Below are 16,203 nucleotides of genomic sequence, written 5' to 3' on the forward strand. Positions count from 1 at the left end.
GGGCACGCCGGGCGGGCACGGGTCAGGGCAGCTCGTGGGTCCTGCCGCTCGGGTCCTCCTCGTAGAGCTCGTCCTCGTCGAAGACGGCGCTCACGTCGAAGCGGCAGATGACACGGCTCGGGTCGGCCTGGTCGAAGGGCGTGCTGAGCCACTCCCCCGGTTCGGGCAGTTCGTCGGCCGCCGCCACCCACAGCGTGGAGTCGCCCTCTTCGAGGCCGAACTCCTTGTGGCGGGAGGCGATCTCGTCCGGTTCGTACTCGCCGAACAGCACGCCGACCGCCGCGTGGACGCTGGAGCCGACCGCCGCGGCCGTCCCCGGCGCTTCGTCGTCGCGCTCGGCGTCGGCGATGCGCTGTGCCTGGGCGAGCAGCCGCTGGGGTTCCGCCACGGCGTAGTCGCGGCGGATCAGTACGCTCAGCGCGTTAGGCTGCCCCGGCCCCGCGTACGGCGGCAGGGAGTCCTCGACGCCCGGGATCTCGAAGGGCGTGACCTCGTCGTAGCGGTCGTAGAGCCGCTCGTCGTACGCCTCGGCCGCGGCGGCCAGGTCGTTGAACGCGGCGTAGACCGCCGGGTCGTCGTCACCGGTGCGGTTCTCGACCGCCGCCAGGTGACGGTCCAGTGCGGCTTTGACCGCCTCGGCGGCGGCGCGTACCTCGGCAGCGGTGGGCTGCGCAGCATCAGACATACCGCAGACGCTATCCGTACCCGGGCCGTGCCCGCACAATAGATGCGATGCCGGAATACGAATTTGTCGATGTGTACGTGCCGCGAGGGGTCTCCCGGAAGGAGGCGACGCGGCTGCTGACCGACCACGCCGAGTACGGGCACTGGGAGTTGGACCGGCTCAGCCTGCACCGGGACGGGAGTCGTCGGGTGCGGCTGAGGCGGCGCATCATCCGCCAGGTGCGCGCCACCTGGTGAGGGGCGAGGAGTGGGGAACGGGGCGGAGCGGGCGCCGCGGGACCGCGGGCCCGCTCCGCCCCGTGCACGACCGGGTGCGCTGCGCTTACGCGGCCTGGCGGGTACGGCGGTAGAGGATCGTGCCGCCGAGGAGCGCGGCGGCGCCGGCCGGGACCAGCAGGCCGAGCGCGGAGGCGCCGGTCTCGGCGAGCTCGCCGTCGTCCTTCGACGGGGTGCCGCCCTGCGGGGCAGGGGTGTTCGACCCGTTCGGGGTGGTGGGCTCACCGGGCTCGTCCGGGGTGTCGGGCTTGCCCGAGGAACCGGGGTTGTCGGGCTTGCCCGAGGAGCCGGAGTCACCCGGGTCGCCGGGCTTCCCGGGGTTGTCCGGCTTCCCGGGGTTGCCCGGCTTCCCGGGCTCGTCCGGCTTCCCGGGGTTGCCCGGGTGGTCCGGCGTCGCGACGTTGCCGCAGCCGTTGCCGAACGACGGGTTCAGGGCACCGACCGCGTTCACGCTGTTGCCGCACGCGTTCACCGGCACGCTGACCGGCGCCTGCACGTTGTTGCCGGACGCGACCCCCGGCGAGTTGGAGGCCGAGCCCTTCGCCTGCGCGCCGCTGGACTCGTTGACGCACTTGTTGCCGAACGTCGGGTTGAGCACGCCGACGACGTCGACGGTGTTGCCGCACGCGTTCACCGGCACGCTGACCGGCGCCTGCACGTTGTTGCCGGACGCGACCCCCGGGGAGTTGACCGCGGCGCCGTTCGCACCGGCGCCCGTGGACGCGTGGGCGTAGCCGCCGAGGGCGAGCACACCGCCCGCCGCCGCCACGATGGTCAGCCCCTTGCGCGTGACCTGTCGCATAGCTTGTTCCTGCCTTCTTGGCTTCCGATTGCCCCCGCGCACCTCGCGCGGAAGCCGAATGCCCACCGGCCTCGGAGCGCGTGGCGCGCGCTCCGAGGCCGGCCGGGCTCCGACCCTCCGGGGGTCGGGACTCAGCGTCAGGTGACAGCTCAGTCGTTGATGCAAACGTTGCCGAAGGCGGGGTTCAGCAGCCCGATGATGTCGACGGTGTTGCCGCAGACGTTGATCGGGATGTGGATCGGAACCTGGACCACGTTGCCCGAGAGGACGCCCGGGGAGCCGACGGCCGCCCCGTTGGCACCCGCGTCCGCGACGGCCATGCCCGCGCCGGCCAGCACCAGACCCCCGGTGGCGGCCGCAGTGGCGACAACCTTCTTGATCATTCTTCCTCCTAGTTGGCAATGCGGTCCCAGCCGCGGACCGCATCACCTGTAACGAGAAGGAGGGAAACGGGCTACGAGGCGACGACCCCGTTCACCCGTTCCGGTCGGATGTGCACACGTGGGCGATTATTGGAGGGTCGGTTCAGCCGACTTTCAGCTCGCGTCGATGAAGCGGTCCAGGACCCGCACGCCGAACTTCAGGCCGTCCACCGGCACCCGCTCGTCCACGCCGTGGAACATCCCGGCGAAGTCCAGGTCCGGCGGCAGCTGGAGCGGGGAGAAGCCGAAGCAGCGGATGCCGAGGTCGTCGAAGGACTTGGCGTCGGTGCCGCCGGAGAGCATGTACGGCACGGCGCGGGCGATCGGGTCCTCGGCCCGCAGCGCCGTCTGCATGGCGTCGACGAGGGCGCCGTCGAAGCTGGTCTCCAGCGCCTTGTCGGCATGGACGTCCTCGCGCTTCACGCGCGGCCCGAGGAGCCGGTCGAGGTCGGCGAGGAACTCCTCCTCGTACCCGGGCAGAAACCTTCCGTCGACGTGGGCCGTGGCCTGGCCGGGGATGACGTTCACCTTGTACCCGGCGCCGAGCATCGTGGGGGCCGCGGAGTTGCGGAGCGTGGCGCCGACCATCTTGGCGATGCCGCCCAGCTTCTCCAGCGTGCCGTCCATGTCGTCCGGGTCGAGCGGGGTGCCGAGCGCGTCGGACAGCTCGTCGAGGAAGGACCGCACGGTCTTGGTGACCCTGATCGGCCACTGGTGGCGGCCGAGGCGGCCCACGGCCTCGCACAGCTCCGTGATGGCGTTGTCGTCGTTGGTCATGGAGCCGTGCCCGGCGGTGCCCTCGACGGTGAGGCGCATCCAGTGCATGCCCTTCTGCGCCGTCTCGACGAGGTACAGGCGCAGCTTCTCGTTCACGGTGAGGGAGAAGCCGCCGACCTCGCCGATCGCCTCCGTGACGCCCTCGAAGAGCTCCGGGTGCTTGTCGACGAGGTAGCGGGCGCCGTACGTGCCGCCGGCCTCCTCGTCGGCGAGGAACGCCAGGACGATGTCGCGGGGCGGCTTGCGGCCGGCGCGCATCCGGTCGCGGACGACCGCGAGGGTCATCGCGTCCATGTCCTTCATGTCGACCGCGCCCCGGCCCCAGACGCAGCCGTCGGCGACCTCGCCGGAGAACGGGTCGTACGTCCAGTCGGCGGCGTTGGCCGGGACCACGTCGGTGTGGCCGTGGATGAGCAGGGCCGGGCGCGAGGGATCCTCGCCCGCGATCCTGGCCACCGTCGAGGCGCGGCCCTTGTGCGACTCGAGGATCCGGGGCTCCAGCCCCACCTCCGCGAGCTTCTCGGCGATGTACTCGGCGGCGCCCCGCTCGCCGGGGCCGGAGTGGTCGCCGTAGTTGCTGGTGTCGATACGGATGAGCTCGCTGCAGAGGTCGACGACCTCGCTCTCGGCGCTGGCCCCCGGACCGGTCCTGGCCGGATTCGACTCGCTCACGCTGGTTCCTTCCGCGTCGTGCTGTCGGTGTGGCTGGTACGGCGCCATCCTGCTACCGAGGGGGCCCCGGACCCAAGGGGATCACCGGGGGCGGGGGCGTGATCGGGCACGCCGAATGTTTGCTATGGTTTTCCACGTCGGAACGGCCCAGGGCCGCGAGACAGACACCTTGTCCGGGTGGCGGAATGGCAGACGCGCTAGCTTGAGGTGCTAGTGCCCTTTATCGGGCGTGGGGGTTCAAGTCCCCCCTCGGACACCAGCGAAGACCCCAGTTCACCTGGGGTCTTTCTGCTGTTGGGCGGCTGCTGCGAGAGGCGATGAAGAACACACTGGATCCGCTGGAGCCCAAGGCCGACAAAGCCACCGTGCGGCGGCACAACCTCAGCCTGGTGCTGCGGGCCGTGCACGACGAGGGCGAGGCCACGCGGGCCGCGGTGGCGGCGCGCGTGGGGCTGACCCGCGCGGCGGTGTCGTCGCTGGTCGAACAGCTGCTGATCGGGGGCTTCCTGAACGAGTCGGGCAAGACGTTCAGCGGTCTGGCGGGGCGGCCCGGGACGGCGCTGCGGGTGGCGCGGACCGGGCCCGCCGGACTCGGTGTGGAGATCAACATCGATTACGTGTCGGTGTGCGTCGTCGATCTGGCCGGAACTGATCGGGTGCGGCTCACGGAGCACCTGGACAACCGGGACGTACCGCCTGGCGAGGTGCTGGAGCGGGCGGCGCGGATCGCGGCCCGCACGCTGGAGTCGGCCGCCGAGCAGGAGCTGCGCCCGGCGGGCGTGCGGCTGGCCCTGCCGGGCCTCGTGTCCGGCGGCACCGTGCGGCAGGCGCCGAACCTGGGCTGGAACCGGGTGGCGGCGGAGGACCTGTTCGGGGAGGCGCTCGGGACGCTGCGGCCCGGGCTGCGGGCGCTGCCGGTCGGCTCCGACAACGAGGCAAACGCGGCGGCGCTGGCCGAGCTGTGGTTCGGCGAGGGCGACGGCGCCGGGGGGCGGGCGCGGAGCTTCCTGTACCTGTCCGGGGAGATCGGCGTGGGCGGGGCCCTCGTCGTCGACGGCGAACTGCTGCGCGGGGCGCACGGGTTCGCCGGGGAGATCGGGCACGCGGTGGCGGACGCGGACGGCCCGGAGTGCCGGTGCGGGTCGCGGGGCTGCCTGGAGCAGTACGCCGGGCAGGCCGCGCTGCTGCGGGGCGCGGGCATCGCGGGGGACACGGACGGGCCCGGGGTGGCCGAGCTGGAGCGGCGCGCCGCCGCCGGTGACGCGCGGGCGGTGGGGGCGCTGGAGCGGGCCGGGCGGATGCTGGGGCTGGTCCTGTCCGGAGCGGTGAACCTGCTGGACCCGGACGCGGTGGTGCTGGGGGGCGTGTACCGGGGGCTGATGCCGTGGCTGGGGCCGTCCGTGGACGCGGAGCTGGGGCGCCGGGTGGTGTCCGGGCTGTGGGTCGCGGGGGGCGGGCGGCTGCGGGGGGCGTCGTCCTCGGGGGACGCGGCGCGGGGGGCCGCCGCGCTGGTCGTGCGGGACGTGATCGCCGATCCGGCGGGGTACGCGGAGCGCGTGGGCACGCCGTAGGGGCGGCGCCCCGGTCGGGCGCCGCCCCCGGTGGGGCCGCGGGTCAGCGGACGGCGAGCAGGTGGTCCAGGGCCAGCTGGTCGAGGCGCTCGAAGGCCATGGAGCGCTCGGCCGCCGCCGCGGGGTCGAACTCCTCGTAGGCGGTCTTGTCCGCGAGGAGGGACGCCAGGCCGTCCTCGGCGGTGGGCAGGGCCAGTTCGTGGAGGCGGGACGCCGTCAGGGCCTCGCGGACCTCCGGGTCGGCGCGGAAGGCGGCGGCGCGCTCCTTGAGGACCAGGTAGTTGCGCATGCAGTTCTTCGCGGACTCCCACACCCCGTCGAAGCCGTCGGTGCGCACGGGCTTGAAGTCGAAGTGGCGGGGGCCCTCGTAGCCGGCGGTCTCCAGGAGGTCGACCAGCCAGAACGCCTGGCGCAGGTCGCCGGCGCCGAAGCGGAAGTCCTGGTCGTACTTGATGCCGGACTGGCCGTTGAGGTCGATGTGGAACAGCTTGCCCGCCCACAGGGCCTGGGCGATGCCGTGGGGGAAGTTGAGGCCGGCCATCTGCTCGTGGCCCGTCTCCGGGTTGACGCCGACGAGCTCGGGGCGCTCCAGGCGCTCGATGAAGGCGAGGGCGTGGCCGATGGTGGGCAGCAGGATGTCGCCGCGCGGCTCGTTGGGCTTGGGCTCGATGGCGAAGCGGAGGTCGTAGCCCTGCTCGGTGACGTACTGGCCGAGCAGGTCGAACGCCTCCTTCATCCGGTCGAGGGCGACGCGGACGTCCTTGGCGGCGCCCGACTCGGCGCCCTCCCGGCCGCCCCAGGCCACGTAGACGGTCGCGCCCAGCTCGACGGCGAGGTCGATGTTGCGGAGGGTCTTGCGCAGGGCGTAACGGCGGACGTCGCGGTCGTTGGCGGTGAAGGCGCCGTCCTTGAACACGGGGTGCGTGAACAGGTTCGTGGTGGCCATCGGCACCTTCATGCCGGTGCGGTCCAGGGCCTCGCGGAACCGCTTGACGGCCGTCTCGCGCTCGGCGTCGGAGGAGCCGAACGGGATGAGGTCGTCGTCGTGGAAGGTCACGCCGTACGCGCCGAGGGCGGCGAGGCGCTCCACGGACTCGACCGGGTCGAGGGCCGGCCGGGTCGCGGCGCCGAACGGGTCGGCGCCCTGCCAGCCCACGGTCCACAGACCGAAGGTGAACTTGTCCTCGGGGGTGGGGGTGAAGCGTTCCGACATGGTCCTGGTCCCTCGGCTCGGGTATTTGTTTGCTTTGATTACTAATAGCTTACGCAGGAGCTTTCGCCAAGTGGGCTCGCCCGACCGACCCTGTTGGAAGGGAATTTGTTTTGTGTACGATCAAAACATGGACTCCCTAGTCATCGGCGTGGACAGCTCGACGCAGTCCACCAAGGCGGCCGTCGTGGACGCCGCAACGGGCCGGCTCCTGGCCGTGGGCCGCGCCCCGCACACCGTCACCGGCGAGGGCGGTGCCCGGGAGAGCGACCCCGAACAGTGGTGGGCCGCCCTCGCCGAGGCCGTGGCCGCCGGGCTGAAGGAGGCCGGCGCCGACCCCGGTGCGGTGACCGGGATCGCGGTGGCCGGGCAGCAGCACGGGCTGGTCGCCCTGGACCGCGCCGGCCGGCCGCTGCGCCCCGCACTGCTGTGGAACGACACGCGCTCCGCCCCCCAGGCCGCCGCCCTCACCGCCGAGCTCGGCGCCCGGGCGTGGCTGGAGCGCACCGGTTCCGTACCGGTGGCGTCCATGACGGCCGCCAAGTGGCGCTGGCTGCGCGAGAACGAGCCGCGCGTCGCCGAAGCGGCCGCCGCGGTGCGCCTCCCCCACGACTTCCTCACCGAGCGGCTGACCGGGACCGCCGCCACCGACCCGGGCGACGCCTCCGGGACGTGCTGGTACTCCACGGCGACCGGGGCGTACGACCCCGAACTGCTCGACCTGCTGGAACTGGACGCCGCCCTGCTGCCGGAGGTCGCGCCCGCGGGCGGCGCGCGCGTCGGCACGCTCACCGCGGCGGCGGCCGGGGCGCTCGGCCTGCCGGCCGGGGTCGCCGTCGCCGCCGGTACGGGCGACAACATGGCCGCCGCCGTCGGGCTGGGCCTCGGGGCGGCCGGACTGCTCGACCACCCGGCCGTGTCGCTCGGCACGTCCGGCACCGTCTTCGCGGCGACGCGGGTCCGGCCCGCGACCGCCGCGCTCGCCGGGTTCGCCGCCGCGGACGGCCACGGCACGTACCTGCCGCTCGGCTGCACGCTCAACTGCACCCTCGCCGTCGACCGGGTCGCCGCGCTGCTGGGCCTGGACCGGGAGGACGCCGCGCCCGGCGGCGAGGCCGTCGTCCTGCCGTACCTCGACGGGGAGCGCACCCCCGACCTGCCCGGCGCGTCCGGGCTGTTGACCGGGCTGCGCCACACCACCACCCCGCAGCAGTTGCTCGGCGCCGCCTACGAGGGCGCCGTGTTCGCGCTGCTGCGCGCCCTGGGCGAGCTGCCGGGCGGGGCCGGCGGCGACGCGCCGCTGCGGCTCGTCGGCGGCGGCGCCCGCGGGCGCACCTGGGTGGAGACGGTCCGCCGGCTCTCCGGGCGGACCGTCGTCCTCCCCCGCACCACCGAGCTCGTCGCCGTCGGCGCCGCCGCGCTGGCGGCGGGCGCCGCCGGCGGGGACGACCCCGTGGCCGTCGCGGCCGGGTGGCGGACCGGCGAGGGCGAGACGCTGCCGCCCGTCGCGCCGGACCGTGAAACCCTGGACCGGATCGCCTCCGTACTCGATCGGGCAACCGCTCTCCTCACCACACAGGGACATCGATGAAGTTCACCGACGGCTTCTGGCTGATGCGTGACGGCGTTCGCGCCGCGTACGCGACCGAGGTGCGCGATCTGCACGTCAGCGACGACCACTTCACCGCCTACGCGGCGGTCAAGCGGGTCGAGCACCGGGGTCACACGCTCAACTCGCCGCTCCTCACCGTGGAGTGCTTCTCCCCCGCCGAGGGCGTGATCGGCGTCCGCACCACCCACCACGCGGGCAGGGCCCACCGCGGGCCCGAGTTCGCGCTGCCCGGCGCCGACACCGGCGGCGGGAACTTCGCCCGCACCCGGCGGGACGGCTCCGTGACCGAGCTGACCAGCGGGCCGCTGACCGTGCGGCTGGACCGGGACGGGCCGTGGGGCCTGACGTTCCTGGACGCGGACGGGCGGCGGCTCACCGGGGTCGAGTCGAAGGGCACCGCGTTCGTCCTGGACGCGGACGGGGCGCACCACATGGTGGCGCAGCTCGCGCTGGCCGTGGGCGAGAACGTCTACGGGCTGGGCGAGCGGTTCACGCCGTACGTGAAGAACGGCCAGACCGTCGACATCTGGCAGGCCGACGGCGGCACGAGCAGCGAGCAGGCGTACAAGAACGTCCCGTTCCACCTGTCGTCGCGGGGGTACGGCGTCTTCGTCAACCACCCGGGGAAGGTGTCGTACGAGATCGGCTCCGAGTCGGTCGGGCAGGTGCAGTTCAGCGTCGAGGACCAGACGCTGGAGTACTACGTCGTCGCCGGGCCGACGCCGAAGGAGGTCCTCTCCCGGTACACGGCGCTGACCGGGCGGCCCGCGCTGCCGCCGGCCTGGTCGTTCGGGCTGTGGCTGACGACGTCGTTCTGCACCTCGTACGACGAGGAGACCGTCACGTCGTTCGTCGACGGGATGGCGGAGCGGAACATCCCGCTGTCGGTGTTCCACTTCGACTGCTTCTGGATGCGCGAGTACCAGTGGTCGGACTTCCAGTGGGACCCGGAGACCTTCCCCGACCCGGAGGGCATGCTGGCCCGGCTCAAGGAGCGCGGGCTGCGCGTCAGCATGTGGATCAACCCGTACATCGGGCAGAAGTCCACCCTCTTCGCGGAGGGCGCGGCACTCGGGTACCTGGTGAGGCGCCCGAACGGCGACGTCTGGCAGTGGGACCTGTGGCAGGCCGGGATGGCGCTGGTCGACTTCACCAACCCGGCGGCGCGGGCCTGGTTCCAGGGGAAGCTGAAGGTGCTGCTGGACCAGGGCGTCGACTGCTTCAAGACGGACTTCGGGGAGCGCGTCCCGACGGACGTCGTGTGGCACGACGGCTCCGACCCGGAGCGGATGCACAACTACTACACCCACCTGTACAACCAGTGCGTGTTCGAGCTCCTGGAGAAGGAGCGCGGGCACGGCGAGGCGGTGCTGTTCGCGCGGTCGGCGACGGCGGGCGGGCAGCAGTTCCCCGTCCACTGGGGCGGCGACTGCTTCGCGTCGTTCGAGGCGATGGCGGAGTCGCTGCGCGGCGGGCTGTCGCTGAGCCTGTCCGGGTTCGGGTTCTGGAGCCACGACATCGGCGGGTTCGAGGGGACGCCGGAGCCGTCGGTGTTCAAGCGGTGGCTGGCGTTCGGTCTGCTGTCGTCGCACAGCAGGCTGCACGGGAACATGTCGTACCGGGTGCCGTGGGAGTTCGGCGACGAGGCGGTGGACGTGGCCCGGCAGTTCACCGAGCTGAAGCACCGGCTGATGCCGTACCTGTACGGGGCGGCCGTGGAGGCCCACCGGACGGGCGTGCCGCTGATGCGGCCCATGCTGGTGGAGTTCCCCGACGACCCCGGGTGCCGGACGCTGGACCGGCAGTACATGCTCGGTCCCGACCTGCTGGTGGCGCCGGTGTTCTCGGCGGACGGGGAGGTCGAGTTCTACGTGCCGGAGGGCACCTGGACGCACCTGCTGACCGGGGAGCGGGTGACCGGGCCGGTGTGGCGGCGGGAGCAGCACGGCTTCGACAGCCTGCCGCTGTACGTGCGGCCCGGGGCCGTGCTGCCGCTCGGGGCGGACGACCAGCGGCCGGACGGGGACTGGTTGGACGGCCTGACCCTGCTGGTCCAGCCGGACGCCGACGGGGCGACGGTCGTGGTGCCGGACCACTCCGGGGCGGAGGCGGGACGGTTCTCCGTGGCGCGGGAGGACGGCGGGGCCGTGCGGGTGGTGGCCCACGGGACGGAGCGGGAGTTCCGGGTGCGGGTGGTGGGCGCCGGGGCCGCGCGGGGGACCGGGGAGGTCGTCGTCCCCGCCCCGTGACCGCACGGGCCGGTGGCCCCCCTGTGCCTGCGGGCCGGTGGCCCGGTGGCCCCGCGCCCGCACGGGCCGGTCGCCCCGCGCGGGTGCGCCGCCGCCCCACGGGGGGTGCGGCCGGCCGTGGGGCGGGGCCGCGGGGAGGCCGCCCGTGGCGGGGGCGCGGGCGGCGTCGGTTAGCGTGGGGGTGTGGGGCGTCGGAGTGCACGTGGGGTTGTTGGGCCGTTGGAGCAGCGCGGCGGGGTCGACGCCGTGCGGGTGCGGTTGCCCGCCGGGCACTGGGCGACCCTGCGGGACCACCTCGTCGATCGGTACGCGCGGGCCATCGGAGCCGCGCGGGTGGACGCCATGCTCGCCGAGGGGGCGTTCGTCGGGGCCGACGGGCGGCCCGTGGCGGGTGACGAGCCGTACGCCGCCGGGCGGAGCCTGTGGTTCCACCGGGAGCTCCCGCCCGAGGAGCGGGTGCCGTTCGAGGTGGGGATCGTCCACCGCGACGAGCGGATCGTCGTCGCGGACAAGCCGCACTTCCTGGCGACGACCCCGCGCGGCCGCCACGTGGCGGAGACGGCGCTCGCCCGGCTGCGGCGGGACCTGGGGCTGCCGCACCTGCAGCCCGCGCACCGGCTGGACCGGCTGACCGCGGGGCTCGTGCTGTTCGTCGTGCGGCCGGAGGACCGGGGCGCGTACCAGACGCTCTTCCGCGACCGGCGGGTGCGCAAGGAGTACGAGGCGCTGGCGCCGTACGAGCCGGGGCCGGCGGGGCCGGTGACCGTGCGCAGCCACATCGTCAAGGAGCGCGGGGTCGTCGCCGCCCACGAGGTGCCGGGCGCCGAGCCGAACAGCGAGAGCCGGATCGAGCGGGTGGAGCGGCGGGGCGGCCTGGCCCGGTACCGGCTGGTCCCGGAGACCGGCCGCACCCACCAGTTGCGGGTCCACATGAACGCGCTCGGGGTGCCGATCCTCGACGACCCGCTCTACCCGGTGGTCCGGGAGGACGGGCCCGAGGACTACGGGCGCCCGCTGCGGCTGCTGGCGCGGGCCCTGGAGTTCACCGACCCGTTCGACGGCTCGCCCGTGCGGTTCGAGAGCCGGCTGCGGCTCGCGTGGCCCGGGTGAGCCGTACGGGGGTCAGTCCCGCCGCTCGGCGGCGAGCGCCAGCACCCGCTTGCGGACGGCGAACCAGCCGCCGACCAGGAGCGCCGCGATCAGCGGGAGGCAGGCCACGGTGGTCCGGCCGACGCCGCCGCCCCACCACATCAGGAACAGCACCGAGACGAGGAACAGCAGGGTGGCGACCTGCGTGTACGGGGCCCCCGGCAGCCGGTACGCCGGGCGGACGACCCTGCCCTCCTCGGCGCGCCGCCAGAACAGCAGCGAGCAGATCATGATCATGCCCCAGGTGCCGAGGATGCCGATCGACGCGAAGTTGAGGACGAGCTCGAACGCCTCGCCCGGCATGACGTAGTTGAGGCCGACGCCCAGGACGCCGAAGGCGGCGGTGAGGAGGATGCCGCCGTACGGCACCTGGCCCCGGTTCATCAGGGCGGTGAACTTCGGCGCCGAACCGGCCACCGCCATCGAGCGGAGGATGCGGCCGGTGGAGTACAGGCCGGAGTTGAGGCTGGAGAGCGCGGCGGTGAGGACGACGAAGTTCATCACGCCGCCCGCGCCGGGCACGCCGAGCTTGTCGAAGACGGTGACGAAGGGGCTCTCGTCGGCCGAGTACGAGGTGTACGGCAGGAGCAGGGCGAGCAGGACGACGGAGCCGACGTAGAAGAGGGCCACGCGCCACATGATCGAGTTGATCGCCCGCGGCATGACCTTCTCGGGGTCGCGGGTCTCGCCGGCGGTGACGCCGCACAGCTCGACGGAGGCGTACGCGAAGACGACGCCCTGGACGACCAGCAGCAGCGGGAGCATGCCGAGCGGGAAGACGCCGCCGTTGTCGGTGAGCGTGTGCAGGCCGGGGGTGTGGCCGCCGACGTCGTGGGAGGTGGCGACGAGGAAGATGCCGACGCCCATGAAGACCACCAGGGCGGCGACCTTGACGATGGCGAACCAGAACTCCATCTCGCCGAAGTACTTCACCGAGATGAGGTTCGCGGTGAGGACGACGGCGAGGGCGATCAGCGCCAGGATCCACTGGTCGACGTCGCTGAACATCGCCCAGAAGTGGGCGTACGTGGCGGCCGCGGTGATGTCCGCGACGGCGGTGGTCGACCAGTTGAGGAAGTACAGCCAGCCGGCCGTGTAGGCGCCCTTCTCGCCCATGAACTCGCGGGCGTAGCTGACGAACGCGCCCGAGGACGGGCGGTAGAGGACCAGCTCGCCGAGGGCGCGGACGACGAAGAAGGCGAAGAGGCCGCAGACCGCGTACGCGAGGGCGAGGGACGGGCCCGCGCCGGCGAGCCGTCCGCCCGCGCCGAGGAAGAGGCCGGTGCCGATCGCTCCGCCGATGGCGATCATGTTGATGTGCCGGGACTTGAGGTCCTTGCTGTAGCCGGCGTCACCGGCGTCGACGTGGGGGGCGGCCGGGCGCGCCGGGGAGCCGGCGCCCGGGGTCGTGCCCGCGGACGGCGTGCGGTCGCTCATGGGGGGTGGTTCGCCTTTGTGAGGGGATCGTGCGGTGCGCCGCCCTGGGGCCGGGTGGAGGGGATGGTCCACCGCCGCGGCGGGCATGGGGCACACGGTCACAGCAGCACCAGGTGTTGGCTGTGGCCGGTGTCACCACGAGGGCGCACAACGACAGATCTGAGGTGTATCTGAGGTTACGAGCCAGTATGGGGCATGGGTGCGGCGTGGGAGGGCACGGCCCCGGCGCGGTGCCGCGGGGCCTCGGCGCGGGACGGCCCGGCGCCGGGGCCCGGGCCGGGCGCCGGGTCGGGCGCCGGGTCGGGCGCCGGGTCGGGCGCCGAATCGGGCATCCGGTCGGGCGCCGGGTCGGCGCGGGGCGCGAGGACGTCGAGCTCGCGGAGGGCGCCGAGGGCGATCTGCCGGGTCAGCTCCTCCGCGCGGACCGCGTCCCGCTCCCGTACGGCCTCCGCGACCTGGACGTGGAGGGTGACGGCGGCCGGGTCGGGGTCGTCGAACATGACGTGGTGGTGCGTACGGCCGGTGAGGACCTCGGCGACGACGTCGCCGAGGCGGGCGAACATCTCGTTGCCGGACGCGTTGAGGACCACCCGGTGGAAGGCGATGTCGTGCACCAGGTACGCCTCCAGTTGCCGGCCGCGGGAGGTGGCGACCATGCCGAGGGCCTCCTCGGTGAGGGCGCGGCACTGCTCGGGCGTGGCGTTCAGCGCGGCGAGGCCGGCGGCGACCGGTTCGACCGCGGAGCGCAGGACGGTGAGCGAGCGGAGCTGGCGCGGGCGGTCGGCGCCCGCGAGCCGCCAGCGGATGACCTGGGGGTCGTACACGTTCCACTGCTCGGTGGGGCGGACGGTCACGCCGACGCGCCGGCGCGAGGCGACGAGGTGCATGGACTCCAGGACGCGGACCACCTCGCGGACGACCGTGCGGGACACCTCGAAGCGCTGGGCGAGGTCGTCGGTGCGCAGGACGCTGCCGGGCGGGTACTCCCCCGCCGTGATCGCCAGGCCCAGGGCGTCCAGCACGCGCGTATGGAGCCCCCGGGCCTGAGTCGTCATGGGGCAAGCCTATGCGCCGGTGAAGACCGCGAACAAAAAGTATGACTTTTATGTCACAGGGTCTTGAATACGTCGTACCCGATGGGTTTCAGTGTCCCGACGCCGCACGCGGCGTCTCCGAGCGCAGACCTGGACAGCGAGGCACTCAGCCATGAACAAACCCCTGGTCGTCGTGGTCATGGGGGTCGCCGGGACCGGCAAGACCACCATCGGGCCGCTGGTCGCCGAACGGCTCGGCGTGCCCTACGCGGAGGGCGACGACTTCCACCCCGAGGCGAACATCGCCAAGATGTCCGCCGGCGTCCCGCTGGACGACGCGGACCGGTGGCCGTGGCTCGACGCGGTCGGGCGGTGGGCCGCAGAGCGCGCGGGGCTCGGCGGGGTGGTGAGCAGCTCGGCGCTGAAGCGGTCCTACCGGGACCGGTTGCGGATGGCCGCGCCCGGCGCGGTGTTCCTGCACCTGACCGGTGACCGGGCGCTGATCGAGGGGCGGATGGCCGCGCGCCGCGGCCACTTCATGCCCACGGCGCTGCTCGACTCGCAGTTCGCGGCGCTCCAGCCGCTCGGCGACGACGAGGCGGGGGTCGCCGTCGACGTGTCCGGTACGCCGGAGGAGATCACCGGCCGGGCCGTGGCCGCGCTGCGGCGGCTCGGCGGGTGAACGGCGGCTCCCCCGCCGCGCCCCGGATCTCCTCCCGGCCCCCTTCCCCCTGACCCCTTCTCCCTCCTGATCCCGATCCCCCTCCCCCAAGGACTCACCGTGACCAGACTCAGCGTCGAGATGCTGGCAGCGGACGCCGCCGAACCGATCACCTCGGCGGGCGACGCGCGGCTGGGCGTCGCCGTGCTCGCCGGCATCGCCCTCATCGTCGTCCTCATCACCCGGTTCAGACTGCACGCCTTCCTCGCCCTGACCATCGGGTCGCTGGCGCTGGGCGTCCTCGCGGGCGCCCCGCTCGACAAGACCCTCGCCTCGTTCACCGGCGGCCTCGGGTCGACGGTCGCCGGGGTCGGCGTGCTCGTCGCGCTGGGCGCGATCCTCGGCAAGCTCCTCGCGGACTCGGGCGGTGCCGACCGGATCGTCGACACGATCCTGGCGCGCGCGGGCGGCCGGGCCATGCCGTGGGCGATGGTGCTGATCGCCTCGGTGATCGGGCTGCCGCTGTTCTTCGAGGTCGGCATCGTGCTGCTGATCCCCGTCGTGCTGATGGTCGCCAGGCGCGGAGGCTACTCGCTGATGCGGATCGGCGTCCCGGCGCTGGCCGGCCTGTCCGTGATGCACGGGCTGATCCCGCCGCACCCCGGCCCGCTCGTCGCGATCGACGCCCTCGGCGCGGACCTGGGCATCACGCTCGCGCTGGGCCTGGTCGTCGCCGTACCGACCGTGGTCGTCGCCGGGCCGCTGTTCTCCCGGTACGCCGCCCGCTGGGTCGACATCCCCGCGCCCGACGGCATGCTGCCGCAGCGGACCGCGCAGGACGGCGGGCCGGAGAAGCGGCCCGGCTTCGGCGCCACCGTCGCGACGGTGATGCTGCCCGTCGCCCTGATGATGGTGAAGGCGCTGGTCGACATCGTCGTGGACGACCCCGACCACGGTGTCCAGCGGGTCACGGACATCATCGGCTCGCCGCTGATCGCGCTGCTCGCGGCCGTGCTCGTGGGGCTGTTCACGCTGGGGCGGGCGGCCGGGTTCACCAAGGAGCGGATCTCCACCACCGTGGAGAAGTCGCTGGCGCCGATCGCGGGCGTGCTGCTGATCGTCGGTGCGGGCGGCGGCTTCAAGACGACGCTCATCGACATCGGCGTGGGCCGCGTGATCCTCGACCTGTCGGAGGACTGGGCGATCCCGGGCCTGCTGCTCGGCTGGCTGATCGCGGTGGCCATCCGCCTCGCGACGGGCTCCGCGACCGTGGCGACGATCTCGGCGGCCGGCCTGGTCGCGCCGCTGGCCGCCGACATGTCGGCCTCCCACGCGGCGCTGCTGGTGCTGGCGATAGGCGCCGGTTCGCTGTTCTTCAGCCACGTCAACGACGCCGGTTTCTGGCTGGTGAAGGAGTACTTCGGCATGGACGTCGGCCAGACGGTCAAGACGTGGTCGGTGATGGAGACGATCATCTCGGTCGTCGGGATCGCGTGCGTGCTGCTGCTGTCCCTGGTGGTGTAGCCGGCCGGAGGCCGGCGGCGGCGCGGGGCCGGGCCGGATCGGAAGAGCGTCCGGTCCCGCCCGACGAACAGTGTATCTGAGTAGCAATATGCGAACACAGTCACAAACCACCAACGCCAGCGC

At 73.3% G+C, this 16,203-nt stretch carries 13 protein-coding genes, 1 tRNA gene and 1 pseudogene; 8 read left to right on the forward strand and 7 right to left on the reverse strand.

Translation table 11 applies throughout. From position 1 onward, the window contains the following. Positions 1-22: 22 nt before the first annotated feature. The gene (locus AC07D6_RS17470) at positions 23-685 is read right to left on the reverse strand and encodes a hypothetical protein (RefSeq protein ID WP_479045185.1); all 663 of its coding nucleotides are present in this window, start codon (positions 683-685) and stop codon (positions 23-25) included. Positions 686-732: 47 nt separating this feature from the next. Between AC07D6_RS17470 and AC07D6_RS17475 the strand changes: the two genes are divergently transcribed. Further along, positions 733-921, forward strand: coding sequence for a DUF5703 family protein (locus AC07D6_RS17475; RefSeq protein WP_005319466.1), 189 nt, complete (start codon positions 733-735; stop codon positions 919-921). Between the two features lie 85 nt (positions 922-1,006). Here AC07D6_RS17475 and AC07D6_RS17480 read toward each other — a convergent pair whose 3' ends face one another. From AC07D6_RS17480 to AC07D6_RS17490, 3 genes are all read right to left on the reverse strand, one after another. Beyond that, positions 1,007-1,762, reverse strand: a complete 756-nt coding sequence (locus AC07D6_RS17480) for a chaplin (protein WP_479045188.1) — start codon at positions 1,760-1,762, stop codon at positions 1,007-1,009. A gap of 149 nt (positions 1,763-1,911) precedes the next feature. Further along, positions 1,912-2,145, reverse strand: a complete 234-nt coding sequence (chpH, locus tag AC07D6_RS17485; RefSeq protein ID WP_315881632.1) for a chaplin ChpH — start codon at positions 2,143-2,145, stop codon at positions 1,912-1,914. A gap of 153 nt (positions 2,146-2,298) precedes the next feature. Beyond that, positions 2,299-3,633, reverse strand: coding sequence for a M20/M25/M40 family metallo-hydrolase (locus tag AC07D6_RS17490; RefSeq protein ID WP_479045190.1), 1,335 nt, complete (start codon positions 3,631-3,633; stop codon positions 2,299-2,301). Positions 3,634-3,804: 171 nt separating this feature from the next. Between AC07D6_RS17490 and AC07D6_RS17495 the strand changes: the two genes are divergently transcribed. Further along, positions 3,805-3,892: transfer RNA gene (locus AC07D6_RS17495), tRNA-Leu, on the forward strand. A gap of 58 nt (positions 3,893-3,950) precedes the next feature. Beyond that, a complete protein-coding gene (locus AC07D6_RS17500; protein ID WP_479045192.1) occupies positions 3,951-5,204 on the forward strand; it encodes an ROK family protein in 1,254 nt (417 codons plus the stop codon). 43 nt (positions 5,205-5,247) lie between these two features. Here AC07D6_RS17500 and xylA read toward each other — a convergent pair whose 3' ends face one another. After that, on the reverse strand, positions 5,248-6,417 hold the full coding sequence (xylA, locus tag AC07D6_RS17505) for a xylose isomerase (protein WP_315881635.1): 1,170 nt from the start codon (positions 6,415-6,417) through the stop codon (positions 5,248-5,250). A gap of 127 nt (positions 6,418-6,544) precedes the next feature. Between xylA and xylB the strand changes: the two genes are divergently transcribed. The 3 genes from xylB (at position 6,545) to AC07D6_RS17520 (ending at position 11,385) form a co-directional block, all read left to right on the forward strand. Beyond that, positions 6,545-8,005, forward strand: coding sequence for a xylulokinase (gene xylB / locus AC07D6_RS17510; RefSeq protein ID WP_479045194.1), 1,461 nt, complete (start codon positions 6,545-6,547; stop codon positions 8,003-8,005). Next, a complete protein-coding gene (gene yicI / locus AC07D6_RS17515; RefSeq protein WP_479045196.1) occupies positions 8,002-10,275 on the forward strand; it encodes an alpha-xylosidase in 2,274 nt (757 codons plus the stop codon). The genes xylB and yicI overlap by 4 nt, the downstream gene beginning before the upstream one ends. A gap of 183 nt (positions 10,276-10,458) precedes the next feature. After that, positions 10,459-11,385: a pseudouridine synthase gene (locus AC07D6_RS17520; RefSeq protein ID WP_479045199.1), complete on the forward strand. Its 927-nt coding sequence runs from the start codon at positions 10,459-10,461 to the stop codon at positions 11,383-11,385. A 12-nt stretch (positions 11,386-11,397) separates the two neighbouring features. On the opposite strand, the gene AC07D6_RS17525 is transcribed toward AC07D6_RS17520, so the two are convergent. Both AC07D6_RS17525 and AC07D6_RS17530 read right to left on the reverse strand, forming a co-directional pair. Next, entirely contained in the window at positions 11,398-12,861 is a 1,464-nt protein-coding gene (locus AC07D6_RS17525; RefSeq protein ID WP_479045202.1) for an amino acid permease, read from the reverse strand. 356 nt (positions 12,862-13,217) lie between these two features. Then, positions 13,218-13,916: pseudogene (locus tag AC07D6_RS17530) on the reverse strand (FadR/GntR family transcriptional regulator); the annotation flags it as partial. A gap of 151 nt (positions 13,917-14,067) precedes the next feature. Between AC07D6_RS17530 and AC07D6_RS17535 the strand changes: the two are divergent. Both AC07D6_RS17535 and AC07D6_RS17540 read left to right on the forward strand, forming a co-directional pair. Beyond that, positions 14,068-14,577 (forward strand): gluconokinase, encoded by a 510-nt coding sequence (locus tag AC07D6_RS17535; RefSeq protein WP_479045205.1) that lies wholly within the window; start codon positions 14,068-14,070, stop codon positions 14,575-14,577. Positions 14,578-14,676: 99 nt separating this feature from the next. After that, the gene (locus AC07D6_RS17540) at positions 14,677-16,080 is read left to right on the forward strand and encodes a GntP family permease (RefSeq protein WP_479045208.1); all 1,404 of its coding nucleotides are present in this window, start codon (positions 14,677-14,679) and stop codon (positions 16,078-16,080) included. Positions 16,081-16,203 lie beyond the last annotated feature (123 nt).

The sequence above is a fragment of the Streptomyces sp. NPDC045287 genome (genome assembly GCF_056432325.1).